This window comes from Streptomyces sp. AK02-01A (assembly GCF_033795305.1).
Classification (GTDB): Bacteria; Actinomycetota; Actinomycetes; order Streptomycetales; family Streptomycetaceae; genus Streptomyces.
In genome coordinates, this window is sequence record NZ_JARBAE010000030.1 from 67,797 (window position 1) to 89,553 (window position 21,757).

The window sequence follows — 21,757 nt, forward strand, 5'->3', positions numbered from 1 at the left end:
CACTGCACCACGACGCCACGACGCCACGCCGCCACGACGCCATGACGGCCGGTCCGGACGGCGAGCGGCAGGGGCCGGTCGCCGCTGATCGCGGACGCTCTCCGGCGGTCGGTGTGAAAATGGCGGGATGGACGACGCGAACCTTGATGTGAACCCGCTGGAGCAGGCACTGCACGGCGCCCGTGCTCTGATCCTGGCCGATCTCGCGGCGGACGGTGTGGCCAGGCCGGACGTCGTGTCGCTGGTCGAGGAGTCCGTGTCGCACCGCCGCTGGTGGGTCGAGCAGTGGCCGGACGGCGCCTCCTATGTGACCGGGCTGGTCGCGCAGGACGTCCAGGACGCGCTGCTGGAGCGGTACGGGCGCTGGCCGCTCTGCCCGGTGTGCACCGAGACCGAGCCGCACGCGCTGGATGTCGATCCGGAGCTGGGGCCCGATCCGCGATGGGTCTGCGCGGAGGCGGGAATGGTGGTCGCGGCCGTCGGCGCGCTGGACACCGTGGGCCGGACGGAGACCTCGTGACGGTCTATATCGACCCGCCGACCTGGCCGGGCCATGGCCGGATGTGGTCACACATGGTGAGCGATGTGTCATTCGCGGAGCTGCACGCCTTCGCCGCGTCGATCGGCTGCCCGCGGCGCGCGTTCGAACGCGACCATTACGACGTCCCGTCGCACCGCTATCCGGACGCGGTGACCGCGGGCGCGGTGGAGGTCGGCTCCAAGGAACTCGTACGCAGGATCACCGAGGCGGGGCTGCGACGGCCCAAGGGCCGACCGGCGGCCTGACGGCGCGCTCCGGCCGGGACGACCGGCGGCGCGGGCTCAGACCTGGGCCCGGTCGTCCGCGGCGGCGGACGCCACGGACGAGCCCGTGACGATCCTGCTGCCGCCCTTCCGGTGATGGCGCAGGGACAGGGCCGCCAGGCCGATGGCGCCCACCGCCATCGCCGCGCCCGCCCAGGCGGTGGAGGCGAAGCCGAAGTCCGCGTCGATCGCGGCCCCGCCGAGCCACGGGCCGCCCGCGTTGCCCAGATTGAAGGCGGCGGTGGCGGTGGCGCCGGCGAGAGTGGGCGCCGCGGCCGCGATGTTGAACATACGGGCGTTGAGCGCCGGAGCCGTGTAGAAGGCCGAGACACCGAGGAAGAAGGTCAGGATGACGACGGCGACCGGGTTCGAGGCGGTGAGCGCCAGCACGACCAGCAGGACCGTCGACGCGGTGACACCGCTGATCATCACGCCGAAGAGATGCGCGTCCGCGTAGCGTCCGCCGATGGCCGTACCGACGAGCGCGCCGACGCCGAAGAGCGCGAGCACGGTCGGGACCCAGCCGTCGTCCAGCCCGGCCACGTCCGTGAGCAGCGGCGCGAGATACGAGAAGGCGCAGAAGACACCGCCGGCGGCGAGCGCCGTGATGGCGATGGCCAGCCAGACCTGCCGGTCGCGGTAGATGGTCAGCTCCCGCTTGAGCCGCGGCTTCTCGGCCGGCGGCGGGATGCGCGGGATCAGGGTCAGCACGCCGATCAGCGCGACGGCGGACGAGGCGCCGACGGCCCAGAACGCGGAGCGCCAGCCGAGATGTTCGCCGAGGAAGGCGCCGGCCGGGACACCGAGCACATTCGCGATGGACAGTCCGCCGATCATCACGGCCATGGCACGGGCCCGCGCGTTGAGCGGGACCATCGCGATGGCGACGGCCGCGCCGACCGCCCAGAATCCGGCGCAGGCGAAGGCGCTGATCACCCGGGACGCGAAGAGCACCTCGTAGGTCGGCGCGAGCGCGCCGGCGACCTGGCCGAGGCCGAAGACCGAGATCAGGACGACCAGAGTGGTACGGCGCGGGAGCCGCAGCGTGGCCACCGCGAGCAGCGGAGCGCCGATCACCATGCCGATCGCGAAGGCCGATATGAGAAGCCCGGCGGTCGGGATGGACACGTCCATGTCGTCGGCGAGGGACGGCAGCAGGCCGGAGAGCATGAACTCACTCGTACCGAGCGCGAAGACCGAGAGGCCCAGGATGTAGACGGCGAGCGGCATACGGGAGCGTCGATCGGCGGAGTCTGGCATGACACCTGACAACGCCGGGGCCCGCAGCCGCATTCCCGTGCGGGCCCGCGCGCGTCAGCCGGTGCCGTCCGCTCAGGCCGTGCGGGTCCGCAGCTCCGCCGCGAGGTTCGCGCGGGCCCGCGCCTCCCATTCCCGGGCGCCGTGCGGTGTGCGGAACAGGCTCGGCAGCGCGAGGAGTTGCTCCAGTACGGCGGCCCGGCCCGCGCGGAAGGCGTCGTCCGGGACAAAGCCGTACTCCTCCCGCACCGCGGCCGCGTAATCGGCGTACGCGTCGGGCGCCGAGGCCAGGATCGCGAGGTCGGCGTCGCACAGGACCGCGCCGTTCCGGTCGCCGGGCGCGGCGGCATGGCTGGTGGTGAGCCGGACGAGCCGGGCGACCTCGGCCGTACGGTCCTGGCTCAGACCGGCCTCGGGCAGGGCGCGCTCGGCGAGGCGGGCGGAGCGTTCCTCGTTCTCCTCGCGGTCCGGGCGGTAGACGGCGTCGTGGAACCAGGCGGCGAGACGGACGAGATCGGGATCGTCGGCGTACTCGGCCAGCGTGTCGATGTGATCCAGGACCGCGACGAGATGAGCGGTGGTGTGGTAGCGCCGCTGCGGCTCGGCCCAGCGGGCCAGCAGGCGGTCGGCGTAGACGAAGGGATCCGGCGGGCCGCCGGGCTCACCGGCTTCCCCGGGTGCGTCGCGGACGGCGAGCAGCGCCGTGACGAAGCGGCTGCGCGGATCGGGACCGGCCATGTCGGGCATGCGACGACGATAAGCCCGGGTCCCGGAAGGAGACCCTCCGGGACCCGGCCGCGCCGTCTGTCAGGAGGCCCTGAAGCCGCGCAGCCGCAGCGAGTTGCCGACGACGAAGACCGAGGAGAAGGCCATGGCCGCTCCCGCGATCATCGGATTCAGCAGGCCGGCCGCGGCGAGCGGCAGCGCGGCGACGTTGTAGGCGAAGGCCCAGAACAGATTCGTACGGATCGTGCCGAGAGTGCGGCGGGCCAGCCGGATGGCGTCGCCGGCGGTGCGCAGATCTCCGCGTACGAGCGTGAGGTCACCGGCCTCGATGGCGGCGTCGGTGCCGGTGCCCATGGCGAGGCCGAGATCCGCCTGGGCGAGTGCGGCGGCGTCATTGACGCCGTCACCGACCATGGCGACGCTCCTGCCTTCGGCCTGGAGCTTCTTGATGACCTCGACCTTGTCCTCGGGCATGACCTCCGCGATCACCTGGTCGATGCCCACCTCGGCGGCGACGGACTCGGCCACGGCCTTGTTGTCGCCGGTGAGCAGGATGGGGACGAGCTTCAGCTCGCGCAGCCGGCGGATCGCCTCCGGGCTGGTCTCCTTGACCGCGTCGGCGACTTCGAGAATGGCCTGCGCCTCGCCGTCCCAGGCCACCGCGATCGCCGTACGGCCCGCCGCCTCGGCGGACCGCCCGGCCCGCTCCAGCTCCTCCGGGAGGCCGATCTCCCACTGTGCGAGCAGCTTCGCCCGGCCCACCAGGACGGCATGGCCCTCGACCACGCCCTGGACGCCGAGGCCCGGGATGTTCGCGAAGTCCGCGGGCGCGGGCAGAGCGCCGACGCGCGCCGCGGCGCCTTCGGCGACGGCGCGGGCGATCGGGTGCTCCGAGTAGTGCTCCAGCGCGCCTGCCAGCCGCAGCACCTCGGACTCCTTGGTGTCCCGCGCGGTGTGCGTGGCGAGCAGGGTCATCCGGCCGGTGGTGACCGTGCCGGTCTTGTCGAGGACGACCGTGTCGACGCGGCGCGTGGACTCCAGCACCTCGGGTCCCTTGATCAGGATGCCGAGCTGCGCGCCGCGGCCGGTGCCGACCAGCAGCGCGGTCGGAGTGGCCAGGCCGAGGGCACAGGGACAGGCGATGATCAGGACGGCCACGGCGGCGGTGAACGCGGCGGTCAGGCCCGCGCCGCTGCCGAGCCAGAAGCCGAGCGTGGCGAGCGCGAGAGCCATCACGACCGGCACGAACACGGCGGAGATCTTGTCGGCGAGGCGCTGAGCGGCGGCCTTGCCGTTCTGCGCGTCCTCCACCATGCGCGCCATCCGCGCGAGCTGGGTGTCGGAGCCGACGCGAGTGGCCTCGACGACGAGCCGGCCGCCCGCGTTGAGCGTCGCACCGGTCACCGTGTCGCCGGCCGCGACCTCCACGGGCATGGACTCTCCGGTGAGCATCGAGGCGTCGACGGCGGAGGAGCCCTCGACGACGGTGCCGTCGGTGGCGATCTTCTCGCCGGGCCGTACGAGGAAGTGGTCGCCGGGCTTCAGCTCCGCCGTGGGCAGCGTGATCTCGCGCCCGTCGCGCAGGACGGTGACTTCTCTGGCGCCCAGCTCCAGCAGCGCGCGGAGCGCGGCGCCGGCCTTGCGCTTGGAGCGGACCTCGAAGAAACGCCCGGCCAGGATGAAGGCGGTGACTCCGGCGGCGGCTTCGAGATAGATGTTCCCGGCGCCGTCGCCACGGGCGACGGTCAGCTCGAAGGCATGAGTCATACCGGGCATGCCCGCCGTACCGAAGAACAGCGCCCAGAGCGACCAGAGAAACGCGGCCGACGTACCGACGGAGATCAGAGTGTCCATCGTCGCCGCGCCGTGGCGGGCGTTGACCCAGGCGGCGCGGTGGAAGGGCCAGCCGGCATAGACGACGACGGGTGCGGCGAGGACGAGCGACAGCCACTGCCAGTAGGTGAACTGGAGGGCCGGGATCATGGCCATCGCTATGACGGGTACGGAGAGGACCACGGCGGTGACAAGCCGCTGCCGGAGCGTCCTGAGCTCGCCGCCTTCCTCGTCCTCCGTCGCCGCGGCGGTGTCCGTCTGTCGAGGAGCGGGCTCCTGGGCCGTGTAGCCGGTAGCTTCGACGGTGTCGATCAGGTCCTGGACCGAGAGATCGTCGCCGGAGTAGCTGACCTTGGCCTTCTCGGTGGCGTAGTTGACGGTCGCCTCGACGCCGTCCATGCGGTTGAGCTTCTTCTCGACACGGGCCGCGCAGGAGGCGCAGGTCATGCCGCCGATCGTCAGCTCGACCTCGGCCGGTGCGCCGCTGGTCTTCGTGGGGCTCATGGCTGACGGCTCCTTGTCATAGACCGATGTCACATCTTACCCCCTAGGGGTATCTCTCCTTTCAGGTATACCCCCATGGTGTGTGCGAAGCAAGAGTGATCGCGACCTGAATCGATACCCGCATGGGGTATCGACCGCCATGGATCTCGCCATTCCGGGCACACATGAACCGGACACGGTGCTGGTCCCGGAGTCCCCGTCGGCCACTGGCACGGCTGTGCTGATGCGCCAGGGCCGGGATGCCCCGTAGGCTTGGACATTGGACTAGACCTATAAGTTCATGATGTCCATGAGCTTATGGACGGAACAGCCCGGCCATCCCTACGAATGAGGTCCCATGAGCAAGCGTGCAGTCCTGGAGGTGATCGCTCTCGACGCGGAGGACGCGGTCGCCGCCCAGAGCGGAGGTGCGGACCGCCTTGAGCTCGTCACCGACATGGCGGCGGACGGTCTGACCCCGCCCCGCGAGACCTTCGCGAAGATCCGCGCCGCGGTCGGCATCCCGCTGCGGGTGATGCTGCGGCCGACCGACGGTTTCGCGGTGGGCGACATCGACGCGCTGGTGGACTCGGCGCGCGGGCTGCGTGCGGAGGGCGCGGAGGAATTCGTGTTCGGTTTCCTCGACGCCGACGGATCACCGGACCTGGTGACGGTGGAGCGGCTGGTCGCGGAGCTGGACGGCTGCCGGTGGACGTTCCACCGGGCGATCGACCGGGCGGCGGACCGGGACGCGCTGCGCAAGCAGCTCGCGGACCTGCCGGGCCTGGACACCTATCTCACGGCCGGCTCGCCGGCGGGTGTGGACGAGGGCCTGCCGACGCTGCTGACCGAAGCGGCGGCGGCGGAGCGTGGAGATCCGGGCTACGGCCCCCGGATGCTGGTCGGCGGCGGGCTGCGGCTGGACCACCTGCCCGCGCTCAGCGCGGCCGGCATCACGGCCTTCCACATCGGCGGAGCGGCGCGTCCGGCCGGCTGGTCGGGCGCCGTGTCGTCGGAGGCGGTACGCGAATGGCGCGCGGCGCTCGACGCGTGAGCGCGCCGGCGGCGGTGTGACGGCGGCGGTGTGACGGCGCGGGGCGCGCGGCGGTCCCGGCCGCGCGCTCCGGTCCCGGCGCCGTCCGGGACCGGAGCGCCGTAGGCCTTCCGCCTTATGCCTCCAGCGCCTCCGGCAGCGGCGCCGCGTGCAGGACCGTGAGGCCGGAGACCGCGCGGGTCAGCGCCACATACAGCCGCCGCAGGCCCGTGCGCTCGTCGGGTTCGCCGTCCACGACGGCCGCGGGCTCGTCCAGCACCACGTAGTCGTACTCCAGCCCCTTCGCCAGCGAGGCGGGCACCAGCGTCAGCCGCGAGGAGGCCGTCGTCTCCTCGCCCGGCGCGAGATACGGCATCCCCGCCGCCTCCAGCGCTTCCGCCAGCGCCGGGATCCGCGCGTCCGCCGCGATCAGCCCGATCGATCCCTCGTGCGCCAGCGACTCCACACACGCCGCGACCACCGCCGCGTCGAGGTCCGCGGGGTCTGCGGGGCCTGTGGGGTCCGCGGCGACCGCACGTACCGACAGCGAGCCCGGCGCCTCTCGCACCGACTCGACCTCCGCCAGGCCCGGCGAGATCGCGGGCAGCAGCCGGGACGCGTACGCGATCACCTCGCGCGGCACACGGAAGCCCGCCGTCAGCTCCTCCACCACGGCGTCCGTCTTGCCGAGATGCCGCAGCGCGTCCGCCCAGCTCGCCGTCGCCCACGGTGTCGTTCCCTGGGCCAGATCGCCCAGCACCGTCGCCGAGCCGGTGGAGCAGCGCCGTCCCACCGCCCGGTACTGCATCGGAGACAGGTCCTGCGCCTCGTCCAGCACCACATGCCCGAGCGAGTGCGTGCGAGCGACCAGATCACCCGCCTCGTCGATCAGCACCGCGTCCGCCGGTGACCACTTCACCGACTTCACACTCCGCGCCGGCTTCGCCCACAGGATCGTCTTCTGCTCGTCGGCCGTCAGCACTCCTTCGGCGTGCGCGGCCAGGAACTCCGCGTCGGACAGCAGCCGCAGCACCAGCTTCGCCGGTTCGACCGGCGGCCAGATCGCCTTGACCGCCGCCTTCACCGCCGGATTGCGGGCCACCGCGTCCTGCACCCGGTCGTCGGGCGCCTCGCCCGCCTGTTCCATCTGTACGAGCACGGCGTGCGCGATCCGCTGAGGCAGGGCCTCGCGCGCGGCGCCGTAGCGGATGTCCCGCTCCAGCAACTGGCCGACGATCTCTTCGAGCGTGTACGCGGGCACTCGCCACCGCCGGGAGCCGCGTACGACCACGACCGGTTCCGTGGGCGGCGTCACATGCGACCGCACCGCCCGCCGCAGGATCTCCGCCATCCGGGCGTCGCCCTTGATGACGGCGGCGTCCGCGGCGTCCGTGCTCCGCACCTCCACCGAGGCGACCAGATCGTCCACCGTCGACTGCCTGACCTCCAACTCGCCGAGAGCGGGAAGGACTTGCTCGATGTAGTGCAGGAAGGACGCGTTCGGTCCGATGACCAGCGTGCCGGTGCGCGCCAGCCGCTCGCGGTGCGCGTACAGCAGATAGGCGACCCGGTGCAGACCGACGGCCGTCTTCCCGGTGCCGGGCCCGCCCTGGACACACACGGTCCCGCCGAGTCCGCTCCGGACGATCTCGTCCTGTTCGGGCTGGATGGTCGCGACGATGTCCCGCATGGGACCGACACGCGGGCGCTCGATCTCGGCCTGGAGCAGTTTGCTGGACTGCGCGGCCTCGGCCGGGTCGGAGAGATGCTCGTCCTCGTACGCGGTGAGATCACCGGCGGTGTAACCGAAGCGGCGGCGCAGCGCGACATCCAGCGGGTCCTTCTTCGACGCCCGGTAGAAGGGCTGCGAGACGGGCGCGCGCCAGTCGATGACCATGGGGTCGCCGTCGGCGTCGTGGACATGGCGCCGGCCGATGTAGAAGCGCTCGCCCTCCGCGCCCTCGGCCTCCGCCGCGCCGACGGCGTGCAGATAGTCGAGACGGCCGAAGAAGAGCGGAGTGTGCGAGAGGTCGGCGAGGGCTTTGACGCGCTCCTCGATCTGCGCCTCCAGGACGGCGGCGTTGACCCAGTTCGCGGTGACATCGCGGATGTCGAGCGCCTGGACGTCCTCGCGCATGGCACGCAGCGCGGCGCGGGAGGCGCCGAGATGGGCGCGCTCGCGTGCGAGCGGATCGGTGGTGGTGTCGGGCTCAGTGGCGTGCGCGGGCACGGTGTCGCCTCCGGTTGTACGCAGGCCGACGGACCGCGGCCGTCGGACGACGGGCCGGCGGTGTCCGGTCGGCGTGGATCACGTCATAGCGGTCGTCCGGTTTCCGTCCGGACGACGGCACTCCGCAAGGGAGGCGGGCAAGAGGGGCGATTGTAGCCAGTGGGTGACGGGCGGGCGAACGGATTTCCCGCCGGCGCCCGCCGCACCGGGCTCCGAGCCCGCACGCCTGAGGCGTACACCACGCGTCCGTCCCACAGGGGATCCCGTAAATCCCGAGTCGTACGCGCACCCGCGCGAGCTTCCGTCCGGCGAGTGATGTGCCAACTATGTCCGGAATCCATCATGGATGTATGAGTACTGCGACCTTCCCTCCGTCCCACGCCCGGCAGAGCCCGCCGCTTCCCGGCGCGACCGCCACGGGCGCCATCCCACATCCCGCTCATCACCTCGGCAACGCGCTGCGCGCGGTCAAGATCTTCGTGAGCGCCGCTTTCCAGGTGTCCATACTCGGGGAGTACGCCGAGGAGGCAGGCGTCAAGCGCCGTTGATCCCCGCACGGTCCCTGTCCGGTTCCGGTGCGTCCTTGTCCGGCCCACGGGCGACGCCCGCGAACAACGCTCCGCCATGAACCGTGCCTCTGCGTCATGCTCCTGATCCACTAGGGTCGCGGCCGTGACCTACCGGACCGTGACCCTCCGCTCACTCATCGCAGTGGGCCTGCTCACCCTGTCGCTGGCCGCGCTCGCCACACTCTGCGTCGCGCAGCACATCGAAATGGCCGACACGCTCGTCTACCGGGCGGAAGGCGCGGCCGTCGTCGACGGTACCGATCTCTACGGGTTCACGGTCACCGAGTGGCAGCTCCCCGCCACCTATCCGCCGTTCGCCGCGATCCTCTTCGTACCGACGACCTGGCTGCCGGTCGCCGCGCTCAAGGTCGCCTTCGTCGCCGGGAACGCCGCGCTGATGGCGCTCTTCGTGCATCTGTCCTGGCGGTTCGCGGGCCTGCGCACCGGGCGCGTGCCGCTCGTCGTCGCCATCGCGCTCGGGCTCTGGCTCGAACCGGTCTTCCAGACCGTCCTCTTCGGACAGATCAACCTCGCTCTCGCCTGCCTTGTCCTCTGGGACCTGTCGAGGCCGGAACACGCTCTCGGCAAGGGTTTCGCTCTCGGTGTCGCGGCGGGCATCAAGCTGACGCCGGCCGTCTTCATCGTGTATCTGCTGATGACGGGACGGGTACGGTCCGGGCTGATCGCCGTCGCCTCGCTCACCGGCACCGTGCTGCTCGGCGTGCTGGTACTCCCGGAGGCCAGTGGCGAGTTCTGGACAGGACGGCTCTTCGAGACCAGCCGCGTCGGCAAGACCTTTGTCGTCGACAACCAGTCGCTGCGCGGGCTGCTGGCGCGCTTCTCGCACAGCCCGGAGCCCGGCGCGGTATGGGTGGTGACCGCCGGGCTCACGGCCGTCGCCGGGCTGTGGACCGCTCGCCGCGCCGTCGTCCGGGCCGGCCTGGAGACCTGGGGCGTGCTGGTCACCGCGCTGACGGCGCTGCTCGTGTCACCGATCAGCTGGTCGCACCACTGGGTGTGGTGCGTGCCGCTGCTGGCCGTGCTGATCGCCGAGGGCAGGCTCCGGACGGCGGCCGCGGTCGGCGTGGTCTGGACGGCGCGCAGCTTCTGGGCCGTACCGCACCGCGGCGACCTGGATCTGCGACTGCCCTGGTGGCAGCAGCCGCTGGCATCGCCGTACCCGCTGTTCGGACTGGGCCTGCTGGCGTTCGCGGCCTGGCGTACGGGAGCGGCACGGACGGGCGCCAGGGCCGTGCTTCCGGCGCCGCGCCCGGAGACCGGCGTGACCACCCGCGCGGGCACCGGCTGAGCGCCGGCCCGGCCCTCAGCTCTCGGCCAGCAGCTCGTCCGCGTCCACGATGCGGTACGCGTATCCCTGCTCCGCCAGGAAGCGCTGGCGGTGCGCCGCGAAGTCCTGGTCGATGGTGTCGCGGGCGACGACCGAGTAGAAGCGCGCCTCGTGGCCGTCCGCCTTCGGACGCAGGACGCGGCCCAGCCGCTGGGCCTCCTCCTGGCGGGAGCCGAACGTCCCCGACACCTGGATCGCGACCGTCGCCTCGGGCAGGTCGATCGAGAAGTTCGCGACCTTCGACACCACGAGCACCGAGATCTCGCCCTGCCGGAACGCCTCGAAGAGTTTCTCGCGCTGCGCGTTGCTGGTCTCGCCCTTGATGACGGGCGCGTCGAGATGCTCACCGAGCTCGTCGAGCTGGTCGATGTACTGGCCGATGACCAGGGTCTGCTCGCCCTGGTGCTTGCGTACCAGCGCCTCCGTGACCTTGCGCTTGGTCGCCGTCGTGGCGCAGAAGCGGTACTTCTCCTCCGTCTCGGCGGTCGCGTACGCCAGCCGCTCGCTGTCGGTGAGATTCACCCGTACCTCGACACAGTCCGCCGGCGCGATATAGCCCTGCGCCTCGATCTCCTTCCACGGAGCGTCGAAGCGCTTCGGGCCGATCAGCGAGAAGACGTCCGACTCACGGCCGTCCTCGCGCACGAGCGTCGCGGTCAGCCCGAGCCGGCGCCGCGCCTGGAGGTCCGCGGTGAACTTGAAGACGGGCGCGGGCAGCAGATGCACCTCGTCGTACACGATCAGTCCCCAGTCGCGGGAGTCGAACAGCTCCAGATGCGGATAGACGCCTTTGCGCCGGGTCGTCAGCACCTGGTACGTGGCGATGGTGACCGGCCGGATCTCCTTCCGGGTGCCGCTGTACTCGCCGATCTCGTCCTCGGTCAGTGAGGTGCGCTTCACCAGCTCGTGCTTCCACTGGCGGGCCGAGACGGTGTTGGTGACCAGGATCAGCGTGGTCGCCTTGGCCTGAGCCATCGCACCGGCGCCGACCAGCGTCTTTCCGGCGCCACAGGGCAGCACGACCACACCGGAGCCGCCGTGCCAGAACCCTTCCACGGCCTGCTTCTGGTACGGGCGCAGCGCCCAGCCGGACTCGTCCAGCTCGATGGCGTGCGCCTCGCCGTCGACATAACCGGCGAGGTCCTCGGCGGGCCAGCCCAGCTTGAGGAGCGTCTGCTTGATCTGGCCGCGCTCGGACGGATGCACGACGACGGTGTCCGGGTCGATCCGGGTGCCGACCAGCGGCTGGACCTTCTTGGAGCGGAGGATCTCCTCCAGCACCGGCCGGTCGGTGGAGGTCAGGACAAGGCCGTGGGTGGGGTGCTTGGAGAGAGTGAGCCGTCCGTAGCGGGCCATCGTCTCGGCGACATCGACGAGCAGGGCGTGCGGCACGGGATAGCGGGAGTACTCCACGAGCGCGTCGACCACCTGCTCGGCGTCGTGCCCGGCGGCGCGGGCGTTCCACAGGCCGAGCGGGGTCAGCCGGTAGGTGTGGATGTGCTCCGGTGCACGCTCCAGCTCGGCGAACGGCGCGATGGCGCGACGGCACGCGTCCGCCTGCTCGTGGTCGACCTCAAGCAGGAGGGTTTTGTCGCTCTGGACGATCAGGCAGGACACGCAAACCTCCGCGGACGGGACGGGCTGAACTATCCATGGTCCCTCATCGCGCGGCGCATGGGTGCGGCGCCGTCGCACAGGCTGAGCCGAGAGCGCCTTCCGGCGTCCCGGTCCCGGCGCGGACAGGGGCCGATGTCCGGGTCTGTCCACCGGTTCTCATCCCGGCGGACGCGCGCGGCGTATCCGTCCGGGGCCTGGGCAACAGGGGGCTATGACCGCTGACATGGGAAGGCCCGGGTCGGGGAGCGCCGCCCGGAGGAGTAATGCATGGGGCCGGACCGCGCTGCGGGTGATCATTCTGGTGGTGGCCTTCGCCGCGCTGGTGGGATTCTCCGCGGTGCTGGCCGAACTGACCCTGACGCCGTCTCCGGCCTCCGCCGACATCGCCGGATCCAATCTTCAGCCCGGTCATTCGCTGCGGCAGTACGTGGAGGACTACACGTTCCTCGCCGCCTGCAAGCAGCTCGGCGGCAACATCCTGATGGGAGTGCCCTTCGGCCTCATCCTTCCGGTGCTTGTGCCGCGCCGGCTGGGAATGGTGCGCGTGGTGCTGCTGACCGGGGTCGTGATGGCGCTGGTGGAGCTGGCGCAGGGCTCGATCGTCCAGGGCCGCGCCTTCGACGTGGACGATGTCATCCTGAACACCAGCGGCGCGCTGCTCGGATATCTGCTGCTGGGACGCCGTATCGGACGCCGCTACCACGCGCTGGGCGCGCCGGCGGGCGCAGCGCCGAAGGCCGGGCCGGCCGCCGAACCGAAGCCGGCCTCGAAGCCGAAGCCTGCGTCGAAGCCGAAGCCGGCCTCGAAGCCGAAGCCGAAGCCTGCGTCACAGCCGAAGCCGAAGCCTGCTTCACAGCCGAAGCCCGTCGCGGCCAAGTCGAAGCGGTCCGCCGCCCGGGAGGAGTCATGGACCGGGCGCCTCGGCCGGCTCGGCCGCTGACTCGTACGTACGTCTCCGCTCCTCGGCCGGCCCCGCGAACGCGAGGCCGGCTCCTCTGTGTCCGGGCCGTGTCCGCGATCCATGAGCGCATCCACAGAGTTCTTATACTGAATTCCTGTCCACATACTTGAAGAGCGTGAGGGCCTTCACTACCTTCCCCTTGTTGGAAGCGGCACTTGTGTTCAGTCCACTGAACATGAGGGTGTTCACCGCGTCCGCTTCGGCCACCCGTGAGGAAGGCACTTCACCGCATGAAGAAGCCCTTGAGCCGCCGCACGTTCAACCAGCTCGCCGTCACCCCACTGCTCGCGGCTCCCGCCGTGCTCCGGCCCGGGACGGCCGAGGCCGCGTCCGCGCCCGTATCCGCCTCCGCGCCGCGGCCGCCGTACCGCGCCGAGGCCGTCCGTGCCATGGCCCGCGCCGCCGCCTTCATGGACGGGACCGTCTCGTACCGTGGCGGCTACGTCTGGAACTATCTCCCCGACTTCTCGGTCACCTGGGGAGAGATGGAAGCCAAGCGCACCATGTGCTGGGTCCAGCCGCCCGGCACGCCGTCCGTCGGCCACAGCATGCTCGACGCGTATCACGCCACCGGCGAGGAGGTCTGCTACCGGGCCGCCGAGCGCACCGGCCTGGCGCTCGTCGAGGCCCAACTCCCGGTCGGCGGCTGGAACTACATCCATGACTTCGCCGGTGAGGACTCGCTGCGCGACTGGTACGAGACGATCGGCGCCAACGGCTGGCGGCTGGAGGAGTTCCAGCACTACTACGGCAACGCCACCTTCGACGACGCGGGCACGTCGGCCGCCGCGCAGCTCATCCTGAGGCTGTACGCGGAGCGCCGCGACCCGCGCTTCAAGCGGTCACTGGACCGGGCCATCGGCTTCGTACTCGCCTCGCAGTTCAGCGGCGGCGTCGCGGACGGCGGCTGGCCGCAGCGCTTTCCCGCCTTCGCGGGCGCCGTCAGCCGGATGCCCTGGCCGGAGAAGCGTCCCGACTGGCTGCCGCGCGGCGTCCAGCACGGCATGGAGGACGGCGACTACACCCAGCAGGTCACCTTCAACGACGACGTACTGGGCGAGAACATCAAGTTCCTGCTGATGTGCGTGTCGACACTGGACCGCCGCGATCTGATCGAGCCGGTGAAGCGCGCGATGGCATGTCTGGCCCGGATGCAGCAGCCGGGACCACAGGCCGGCTGGGGACTCCAGCATCTCTCCCGCGCCAAGGGCGGCCGGCCCGCCGGAGCGCCCGCCGGAGCACGCTCGTACGAGCCACGGGCACTCGCCACGCACACCACGCAGACCAACGTCCAGCAGCTCTTCCACTACTTCCGGCTCACCGGCGACCGCGCCTTCCTCCGCCGGGTGCCCGAGGCGCTCACCTGGCTGGAGAGCTGCCGGCTGACGAGCGATCAGATAGCGGAGAACCCGCTGCTGGCCGGCCGTACGCATCCGACCTTCGTCGAACTGGGCACCAACCGGGCGCGGTTCGTGCACCGCTTCGGATCCAACATCCGCAACGGCGCCTACTACAACGACCACGATCACAAGAACACGCTGAGCCACTACTCCGGCGGACGCTCCGTCGACCTGGCCGGTCTCCGGAGCACCTACGAGGAGCTGGCCGCCATGACACCGGCCCAGGTGGCCGCGCTGCGCGCCCGGTCGCCGCTCTCGCACGGCCGGCCGATCCCGCTGCCGCGCTACTTCTCGGTCCGTGACCTCCAACTGTCCGACCTGCTGCGGGACGCGCCGCTGCCGCCGCCGGTGGTGACGGACGCCGAGGCGTCGGCGCTCGTGGACGGTCTCGGTACGAAGGACTACTGGCTGACGCCGATCGACGCCGTCACCAACCCGTACCGCGGACCCGGCTCGAAGGAGCCGTACGACGGCAGGGCGTATATGAGCAAGAACGTCGGCGACCGGCGCGACACCTCGCCGTACAACCCGCAGGACCCGCCGCTTGAGCCGCCCTACCGGCCCACGGACAATCCGCTGGGCATCAGTTCGGCCGCGTATGTGGCGAACATGGCCAAGCTCATCGGATACGTGGCCCGGTCCTGAGACGGCCGGGACGCGGGCGGTTCACGCCGGGTCGTCGGCCAGCTCGGCGACGCCGGTGATGCGGTGCAGCGGATACGTCCTGACCTCGTCGGCGGTGTGGTCGTACGCCGTGACATAGCCGCCCTCCACCCGCACCGGAGCGATGACGCGCTGGCTGGCCGCGCCGTCCGCGTTCACATAGCCGATCCATACCGACGAGCCCGTCATGGCGGCGGCCTGGACGGTCGCGAGGGTCTCGGCGGAGGTGGTACGGGGCAGGTCGCCGTTGACGGACGCGGAAGCGGCCGGAGCGGCGGACCTGGTCCCGGCCGGTGACGCCGGCTTCGACGGCTCCGGAACCGGCTTGCGGACGACCGTCGCGGCCAGGTCTCCGGCCCGGATCGCCCGCACCGCGGCGCCGAGCAGTGTCGCGTCGGGCACCGGCGGGCCGTCCGGGACGGGCACCGGCGCGGTGCGGTGCGGGGTGCGGTGGGCGAGAGCGCGAGTGATCAGCACATCGCCCTCGGCGGACTCCGCGGCCGGTGCGAATCCCATCGCGCGCAGTCCTTCGAGCAGCGCCGCCGGGTCGGCGTGGGCGGCCAGCACGGTCGGGGCGAGGCGGCGCAGCCGCATGCCCTGGGACCGCTTGTCGGCGACGATCTCGTCGAGCACGGCCTCGTCGTCGCAGCGCACATAGGCGGAGGCGCTGCCGACCCGGAGATGTCCGTGCTTACGGGCCACGTCGTCGATGAGATAGGCGAGGGGCTGCGGGACGGGCGTCCGGCTGTGGACCCTGAGGAATTCGTGCAGATCGGAGGCGGACCGGCCGGCGTCGAGAGCACGGCGTACGGACGCCGCAGTGAACCGGTAGACGGTCGCTCCGCCCTTCGACTCGACGTCCGCCGCGACGGAGAGCAGCTCGGCGAGCGGCCGCAGCAGCGGGCCCGGCGCGACCGCGGTCAGATCGGCCTGGAGGAGGACATGGTTGAGCGGCTCGGGCAGGAGCGGCGCGAGGGCGCGGGCGGCGCGCAGACCGGCGCCGGAGAGTCCGGAACCGGAGGCCGTGGTGCGCGCGCCGTCGCCCTGCGCGCCAGGGACCGGCGTCAGCAGTGCGCGGCCGTGCGACGAGAGCGCGCCACGGCCGGTCAGCCCGAGCATCTCCGCCTCGTTCAGCGTCCAGCCCGCGAGCCGCGAACGCAGATCGTCGGGCCGGCCGGCCGCCGAGGCGCCGCGCAGCGGACGCTCCCAGCGCAGCCGGGCCAGCAGCGACTCGGGATCGGGCGCCATGCCCTCGGGAAGGGTGGCGAGGAGTTCGAGCACGCGTCGCCGCACCTCGGCCGCCGCGCCGCGGTCCAGCTCCGGGCCGAGCGCGGCGAGTGTGCGGCCCTTGGTGTCCTGGCTGCCGACCAGGCCGGCCGTACGCGTGGCCGTCAGCCACGCCGTGGCGAGGCGGGCCCATCGCTCCGGCGAGGGAAGCTCCTGCCAGTCGTCGTAGGCCGGTGTCGGCGCGTATCTCTCGTCGGGCTCGCCGTCACCGGCCAGCAGTCCCGCCGCGTAGGCCAGTTCGACCCAGAAGGCGGCCACGGGCTCGGTGACGTCCAGCGCGGTGGCGGTGCGCTTGAGGTCGCGTACGGACAGACCGCCGGCCCGCAGGACATTCGGGCCGCCTTCGTTCCAGTCCTTCGCCAGCTCTTCGATGGTGGCGATCGCGGTGTACGCCTGTCCGGCCGCCGTACTGTCCACGAGCCCCGGGCGGCCTCCGGCGGTCGCGTCGGTGGAACGAGGCGCGACATCGGGCGCCACGGGCTCCGGCGTACGGTGCGCGCGCCCGGCGCGCAGATGCAGCGCGGCCTCGCGCGGCAGCACGACCGTGCGAGTGGTCGCCGGCAGCAGCAGTCCGCGGTCGCGCAGCCATCGCACGGGCGGCGTGGGGCTGGAGGTGACCTCACCGTACGGCGGCCCCCAGACCAGCCGGTCCAGGATCGACAGCGCCTCCATGGGCGCGGTGTCGAGCAGGGCCGCCATGCGCGTCCGGTCGGTGAAGAGCGCGGTGAGCGAGGCGACGGCGGAGACCGGATCGTGGGTGGACGGCAGCCAGGCCGCCGCCAGGATCTCCTGGAGCCGGCCCGGTGACATGCCCGCGGTGGCCTCGGCGACGGTCGGACCGAGGCCGGTCGGCGAGGGATGGGTGGGCGAGGGCGCGAGGAGTTCACGTGCGGTACGGACCAGCCGCAGCCGGTCGTCACCGCCCCAGATCAGCGCCCGGTCGCGCAGCGTCCGCACCGCGACGGGCAGGGCCGCCTCGATCCGCGCGTCGCCCTCGTCGCCGGTCAGCAGCGCGCTCAGGGCGGCGTACGGCGCGGGCTCGGGAGCGACGGCCAGCGCCTCCGCGGTCTGGAGCGTGAAGCGGTCGAGCCGCTCCAGCGCCCGTACGACGGAGGCACGGGTGCCGGCGCGGGTCGCGAGCTGGGAGAGGTCGCCGGGCACGGGATTGAGCAGATCGGGACGGGCGTGCAGCAGGGCGGCGAGAGAGTCGTCGCCCTGGGCGCGCAGTGCCTCCGCGAGCGTGCGCGGTGGCGTACCGCCGGTTCCTTCTGGCACGTGCGCCTCCTGCTCAGGCTTCGCGGGTCCCCAACGTTCCACGTTAGCCCCTGAGGAGCGGTCTGCTCGCGCCCCCGGGCCCTGAGTGGCGGTGTCCGCCTTCTTCGTACTGGAGTGTCCGGCTTCTTCGTACTGGACGTAGGGGGATCACTCCGACACCATCGCGTGCGGGTACGTGCCATGACGGCGGGCGCGGTTTCGGGTGTGTGCGGTGTGCGGAGGACTGTGTGGGGATCGAGAGCGACCAGCTCGTCTATGACTATCTGAGCCGGGTCGGGGACGTGGCCCAGCGCCAGCAGCTCCCGTCCGGGGACCGGATGCGGCTGGTGTCGGCGCTGCGGAACGAGATCGACCGGCAGCGCGCGAAGTTCGGGAGCGACAGCCCGGCGGCGATCCGCCGCATCCTGGGCCGGCTGGGCACGCCGGACTCGGTGGTACGGGCGGCCTCGACGGGTGGCACGGCGGCGTGGGCGGAGCCGCCGCCGGAGCCGTCCGGCGGGCCGGAGGTGCCGGCCGCGCCGCAGCCGCTCGTGCCCGAGCCGGCCGTGCCCGAGCAGCGGTCCGGTCTGGTCAAAGGGCCGCTGATCCCGGAGCAGGCGACGGGATCGCAGCAGCGTCCGGCGGCGTCCGAAGGGACGGCCGGACCGGCCGGCCCGGCCGGGCCCGGCACGACCGGTCCGGGTCCCGACTGGTGGAGCGTCCAGCCGGGACCGCTGGGCGGGGCGCCGGGCGGGAGGACGGGCAGATCCACCGGAGTGCCGGGGTTTGTCGGCGGAGTGGAGATCCCCGAGATACTGAAGCCGCCGCCGGAGGCCGAGGAGGATCCGGAGAAGCGGGACGGCGACGCGGAGGACGCCGTGGCCGTCGAGGCGGCGGAGCAGCCGGCCGGCGGATTCCGGTGGCGTCCGCGGCTGCCGCGGCGCGGCGAGCGCGAGCGGGCCCGCGGACTGTTCAATCCGTTTCTGCTGCTGGCCGCGGTGCTGCTGGTGGTGGGCGCGGTGCTCGGCTCCTGGCTGGCGCTCGGTGGCGGCTGGCTCCTGGCGTACGCCTCCCGCACGCTCTCCCGGGCCGAGGCGAAATGGGCGGTCTTCGGCCTCCCGGGCGTGTCGGCCGCGGGCGGCCTGGTCTGGCTGTGGGGCCGGCTGGACGGCCGCTGGGGCGAGGCGATTCCGGAGGACGGCATGGCCGAGGCGTTCTCGGGACTCTGGCCGGTGGTGGTACGGACGGCGGCGGTGACCTCCGCGCTGTATCTGGTGTGGCGGGCGCGGAAGAAGTAGCGCGGGTCCGGCGGCGCGCCGCCTCAGCCGGCCGTCCGCTCCTCCTGCCGCCGCGCGCCGGCTCCGGCGGCCGCTCCCGGCCGGTAGGGCGCGCCCGGGACCACCAGCGGCGACCCGGTCACCGGGTCCGGGACCACCACCGACTCCAGGCCGAAGACCTCGCGTACCAGCTCCGCCGTGACGACGCTCCCGGGCGGGCCCTCGGCGACGATCCGGCCGGCCTTCATCGCGACCAGGTGGTCCGCGTAGCGCGCCGCCTGGTTGAGGTCGTGGAGCACGATCACGACCGTGCGGCCCTGGTCGTGGTTGAGGCGGCGGACCAGGTCGAGCACCTCCACCTGGTGCGCGATGTCCAGGAAGGTCGTCGGTTCGTCGAGCAGCAGCAGATCCGTCTCCTGCGCCAGCGCCATCGCGATCCAGACCCGCTGCCGCTGACCGCCCGACAGTTCGTCCACCGAGCGGTCGGCGAGCGCCGTCACATCCGTACGCTCCATCGCGTCCGTGACCGCGCGCTCGTCCTCGTCCGACCACTGCTGCCACCAGTGCTGGTGCGGCTGACGGCCGCGCGCGACCAGGTCCGCGACCGTGATCGCCTCCGGTGCGACCGGCGACTGCGGGAGCAGACCGATCGACTGGGCGATCCTCTTCGTCGGGATCTTCGCCAGCTCCGTGCCGTCCAGCAGCACCGATCCGCCGCGCGGCTTGAGCAGCCGGCCCAGCGCGCGCAGCGTCGTCGACTTGCCGCAGGCGTTCGGGCCGACGATCACGGTCACCCGGCCGTCGGGGACGGCCAGATCCAGCTCGCGTACGACCGTTCGGTCCTCGTACGCGAGCGTGAGCTCCCGTGCGGTGAGCCTGCTCATGCTGTGCCTCCTGCTCCGGCGCTACCGCCGCGGACGCTGTGGTTCTTCACGAGAAGCCAGATCAGATACGGAGCGCCGACCGCCGCCGTCAGCACACCGACCGGCAGCTCGGTCGGCGCCAGCACCTTGCGGGCCAGCAGATCGGCGAGGACGACGATCACCGCGCCGAGCAGCGCCGAACACAGCAGCGGGATCTGCGCGGTACGGGTCATGCGCCGGGCGATCTGCGGCGCCAGCAGCGCCACGAAGTCCACCGGCCCGGCCGCGCCCGTCGCGACCGACGCCAGCACCACGCCGAGCAGCACGAGCCCGAGCCGGACCCGGCCGAGCCGTACTCCCAGCGCGGTCGCCGTGTCGTCGTCCATCGACACCGTGCGCTGCGCGTACGCCGCCCACATCACCGCCGGCAGCAGCACCAGCAGCAGCCAGCCGAGCGGCGCCGCCTCGTCCCAGCCGCGGCCGTTGAGCGAACCGGTCATCCAGACCGTGGCCTGCTGCGCGACCAGATAGTCGCCCTTGGTCAGAAAGAGCGTGGTGACGGACCGCAGCGCGATGGCGAAGCCGATGCCGATGAGCACGAAACGCGTGGCGTGCAGCCCGCCGCGCCAGGCGAAGACATAGACCAGCGCCGCCGCCAGCAGGCCGCCGGCGACGGACAGATACGGCAGCACGGAGAACGAGGTGACGCCGAAGGTCATCGCGCCGACGGTGAGCGCGCTCGCGCCCTGGCTGATGCCGATGATGTCGGGGCTGGCGAGCGGATTGCGCGCGACGGTCTGGATCAGCGCGCCGGCCACACCGAAGGCGAGGCCGACGAGGAGTCCGGTCACCATGCGCGGCAGCCGGAGCGTGCCGACGACCAGTTCGTCCGGCGACTCCTGTCCGAAGAGCACCTTCACCACTTCGGAAGGCGGTACGAAACTCTCGCCGATGCTGAGATACGCGACGCAGACGGCGCCCAGCAGCACGGCGAGCCCGACCGCCGCGACGGCCGCCCGGCGATGGAGGAGAAACGATCCGCGTCCGGCCCGTACGAGTGTGTAGCCCGCCGGCCGGACACGGCCGGCGCGGCGCGGGGCCTCCGTGGCCGTCGTCATGCCGGCACCGCCTTCCGGCGTACGAGAGCGACCAGGAACGGCACACCGAGCAGAGCCGTCATCACACCGGCCGGGACTTCGCTCGGAGGAAAGAGGATCCGGCCGATGACATCGGACACCAGCAGCATCACCGGCCCGATCAGCGCGGCCATCGGCAGCACCCAGCGGTGGTCCGTGCCGACGATCGCGCGCGCGATGTGCGGAACGGCGAGGCCGACAAAGGCGATCGGCCCGGCCGCCGCGACGCCCACGCCGGTGAGCACGGTCGCGCCGAGGCCGCCGAGGACGCGGACCGCCGCGACATTCTGGCCGAGGCCCTTCGCCATGTCGTCGCCGAGCGCCAGGGCGTCGAGCCCGCGCGCCACGGATATCACCAGCACGGTGCCTATCAGCAGGAACGGCCAGATCTGACCGGCCACTTCGGCGTCACGGCCGGCGATCGAACCGACCTGCCAGAAGCGGAACTCGTCCAGCGCGGCGGCGCTGGTCGTCAGGACGCCGCTGGTCACCGACACCAGCAGCGCGTTGACGGCGGCGCCGCCGAGCGCGAGCTTGACGGGCGTGGCGCCGCCGCGTCCGCTGGAGGCGATGGCGTACACGACCACCGAGGCGACGGCCGCGCCCGCGAAGGCGAACCACACATAGCCGGAGAGCGTGTGCACTCCGGCGAACGCGATGGCCAGCACCACACCCACGCTGGAGCCCTGGCTGATGCCGAGGATGCCGGGGTCGGCGATCGGATTGCGGGTGATGCCCTGGAGGACGGTGCCGGCCAGCGCCAGCGCGGCGCCGACCATCAGACCGATCAGCGTGCGCGGCACCCGCAGTTGGCGTATGACCTCGGCGTCGTCGCTGTGCCCGCCGTGCAGCAGGGCGTCGACAACCGCCGACGGCGCGACGGCCCGTGCGCCGACCGCGAGACTCAGCAGGACGGCGAGCAGCACCGCCAGTACGGCGCCCGCCGTCCAGCCGATACGGCGGGCGACCAGGACATGTCTGGTGCTGTGAGTCGTCGGGGCGGCGGCTGGCATCGG

The 21,757-nt window shown here is 72.1% G+C and carries 17 protein-coding genes; 8 read left to right on the top strand and 9 right to left on the bottom strand.

Annotated features, from left to right (window positions below):
- Window positions 1-127 precede the first annotated feature (127 nt).
- Window positions 128-520 carry a hypothetical protein gene (locus PV679_RS24805; RefSeq protein WP_319682591.1) on the top strand — a complete coding sequence of 131 codons (393 nt, stop codon included), beginning with the start codon at window positions 128-130 and terminating at the stop codon, window positions 518-520.
- Entirely contained in the window at window positions 517-786 is a 270-nt protein-coding gene (locus PV679_RS24810; protein ID WP_319682592.1) for a DUF4031 domain-containing protein, read from the top strand. Before PV679_RS24805 ends, PV679_RS24810 begins: the two co-directional genes overlap by 4 nt.
- Window positions 787-822: 36 nt before the next feature.
- Here the strand turns inward: PV679_RS24810 and PV679_RS24815 are convergent, their stop codons facing one another.
- The 3 genes from PV679_RS24815 to PV679_RS24825 all read right to left on the bottom strand — a co-directional run bounded on the left by PV679_RS24815 (window position 823) and on the right by PV679_RS24825 (window position 5,124).
- Complete coding sequence (locus PV679_RS24815) at window positions 823-2,034, bottom strand: Cmx/CmrA family chloramphenicol efflux MFS transporter (protein ID WP_319682615.1); 1,212 nt, start codon at window positions 2,032-2,034, stop codon at window positions 823-825.
- A gap of 102 nt (window positions 2,035-2,136) precedes the next feature.
- A complete protein-coding gene (locus tag PV679_RS24820) occupies window positions 2,137-2,799 on the bottom strand; it encodes an HD domain-containing protein (protein WP_319682616.1) in 663 nt (220 codons plus the stop codon).
- 69 nt (window positions 2,800-2,868) lie between these two features.
- Window positions 2,869-5,124: a heavy metal translocating P-type ATPase gene (locus PV679_RS24825; RefSeq protein WP_319682593.1), complete on the bottom strand. Its 2,256-nt coding sequence runs from the start codon at window positions 5,122-5,124 to the stop codon at window positions 2,869-2,871.
- A 337-nt stretch (window positions 5,125-5,461) separates the two neighbouring features.
- On the opposite strand from PV679_RS24825, the gene PV679_RS24830 reads away from it, so the two are divergent.
- Window positions 5,462-6,157 (top strand): copper homeostasis protein CutC, encoded by a 696-nt coding sequence (locus tag PV679_RS24830; protein WP_319682594.1) that lies wholly within the window; start codon window positions 5,462-5,464, stop codon window positions 6,155-6,157.
- 115 nt (window positions 6,158-6,272) lie between these two features.
- On the opposite strand, the gene PV679_RS24835 is transcribed toward PV679_RS24830, so the two are convergent.
- A complete protein-coding gene (locus PV679_RS24835; protein ID WP_319682595.1) occupies window positions 6,273-8,366 on the bottom strand; it encodes a HelD family protein in 2,094 nt (697 codons plus the stop codon).
- A gap of 350 nt (window positions 8,367-8,716) precedes the next feature.
- Between PV679_RS24835 and PV679_RS24840 the strand changes: the two genes are divergently transcribed.
- Window positions 8,717-8,914, top strand: coding sequence for a hypothetical protein (locus PV679_RS24840; protein WP_319682596.1), 198 nt, complete (start codon window positions 8,717-8,719; stop codon window positions 8,912-8,914).
- A 169-nt stretch (window positions 8,915-9,083) separates the two neighbouring features.
- A complete protein-coding gene (locus tag PV679_RS24845) occupies window positions 9,084-10,244 on the top strand; it encodes a glycosyltransferase 87 family protein (protein WP_416069793.1) in 1,161 nt (386 codons plus the stop codon).
- A 15-nt stretch (window positions 10,245-10,259) separates the two neighbouring features.
- Here PV679_RS24845 and PV679_RS24850 read toward each other — a convergent pair whose 3' ends face one another.
- Entirely contained in the window at window positions 10,260-11,900 is a 1,641-nt protein-coding gene (locus PV679_RS24850; protein ID WP_319682597.1) for a DNA repair helicase XPB, read from the bottom strand.
- Between the two features lie 289 nt (window positions 11,901-12,189).
- On the opposite strand from PV679_RS24850, the gene PV679_RS24855 reads away from it, so the two are divergent.
- Together PV679_RS24855 and PV679_RS24860 are read left to right on the top strand one after the other, a co-directional pair.
- Complete coding sequence (locus PV679_RS24855) at window positions 12,190-12,840, top strand: VanZ family protein (protein ID WP_416069790.1); 651 nt, start codon at window positions 12,190-12,192, stop codon at window positions 12,838-12,840.
- 251 nt (window positions 12,841-13,091) lie between these two features.
- Window positions 13,092-14,906, top strand: coding sequence for a pectate lyase (locus PV679_RS24860; RefSeq protein ID WP_319682599.1), 1,815 nt, complete (start codon window positions 13,092-13,094; stop codon window positions 14,904-14,906).
- Between the two features lie 21 nt (window positions 14,907-14,927).
- On the opposite strand, the gene PV679_RS24865 is transcribed toward PV679_RS24860, so the two are convergent.
- Window positions 14,928-17,486 carry a helicase C-terminal domain-containing protein gene (locus tag PV679_RS24865; protein WP_319682600.1) on the bottom strand — a complete coding sequence of 853 codons (2,559 nt, stop codon included), beginning with the start codon at window positions 17,484-17,486 and terminating at the stop codon, window positions 14,928-14,930.
- 227 nt (window positions 17,487-17,713) lie between these two features.
- On the opposite strand from PV679_RS24865, the gene PV679_RS24870 reads away from it, so the two are divergent.
- Entirely contained in the window at window positions 17,714-18,763 is a 1,050-nt protein-coding gene (locus PV679_RS24870; RefSeq protein WP_319682601.1) for a hypothetical protein, read from the top strand.
- Window positions 18,764-18,786: 23 nt separating this feature from the next.
- Here PV679_RS24870 and PV679_RS24875 read toward each other — a convergent pair whose 3' ends face one another.
- Genes PV679_RS24875 through PV679_RS24885 form a run of 3 tightly spaced genes read right to left on the bottom strand, consistent with a single transcriptional unit; the run spans window position 18,787 to window position 21,754 of the window.
- Complete coding sequence (locus tag PV679_RS24875; protein ID WP_319682602.1) at window positions 18,787-19,626, bottom strand: ABC transporter ATP-binding protein; 840 nt, start codon at window positions 19,624-19,626, stop codon at window positions 18,787-18,789.
- Window positions 19,623-20,723 (bottom strand): iron ABC transporter permease, encoded by a 1,101-nt coding sequence (locus tag PV679_RS24880; RefSeq protein WP_319682603.1) that lies wholly within the window; start codon window positions 20,721-20,723, stop codon window positions 19,623-19,625. The genes PV679_RS24875 and PV679_RS24880 overlap by 4 nt, the downstream gene beginning before the upstream one ends.
- Complete coding sequence (locus tag PV679_RS24885; protein WP_319682604.1) at window positions 20,720-21,754, bottom strand: iron ABC transporter permease; 1,035 nt, start codon at window positions 21,752-21,754, stop codon at window positions 20,720-20,722. Before PV679_RS24885 ends, PV679_RS24880 begins: the two co-directional genes overlap by 4 nt.
- Between the last annotated feature and the right edge of the window lie 3 nt (window positions 21,755-21,757).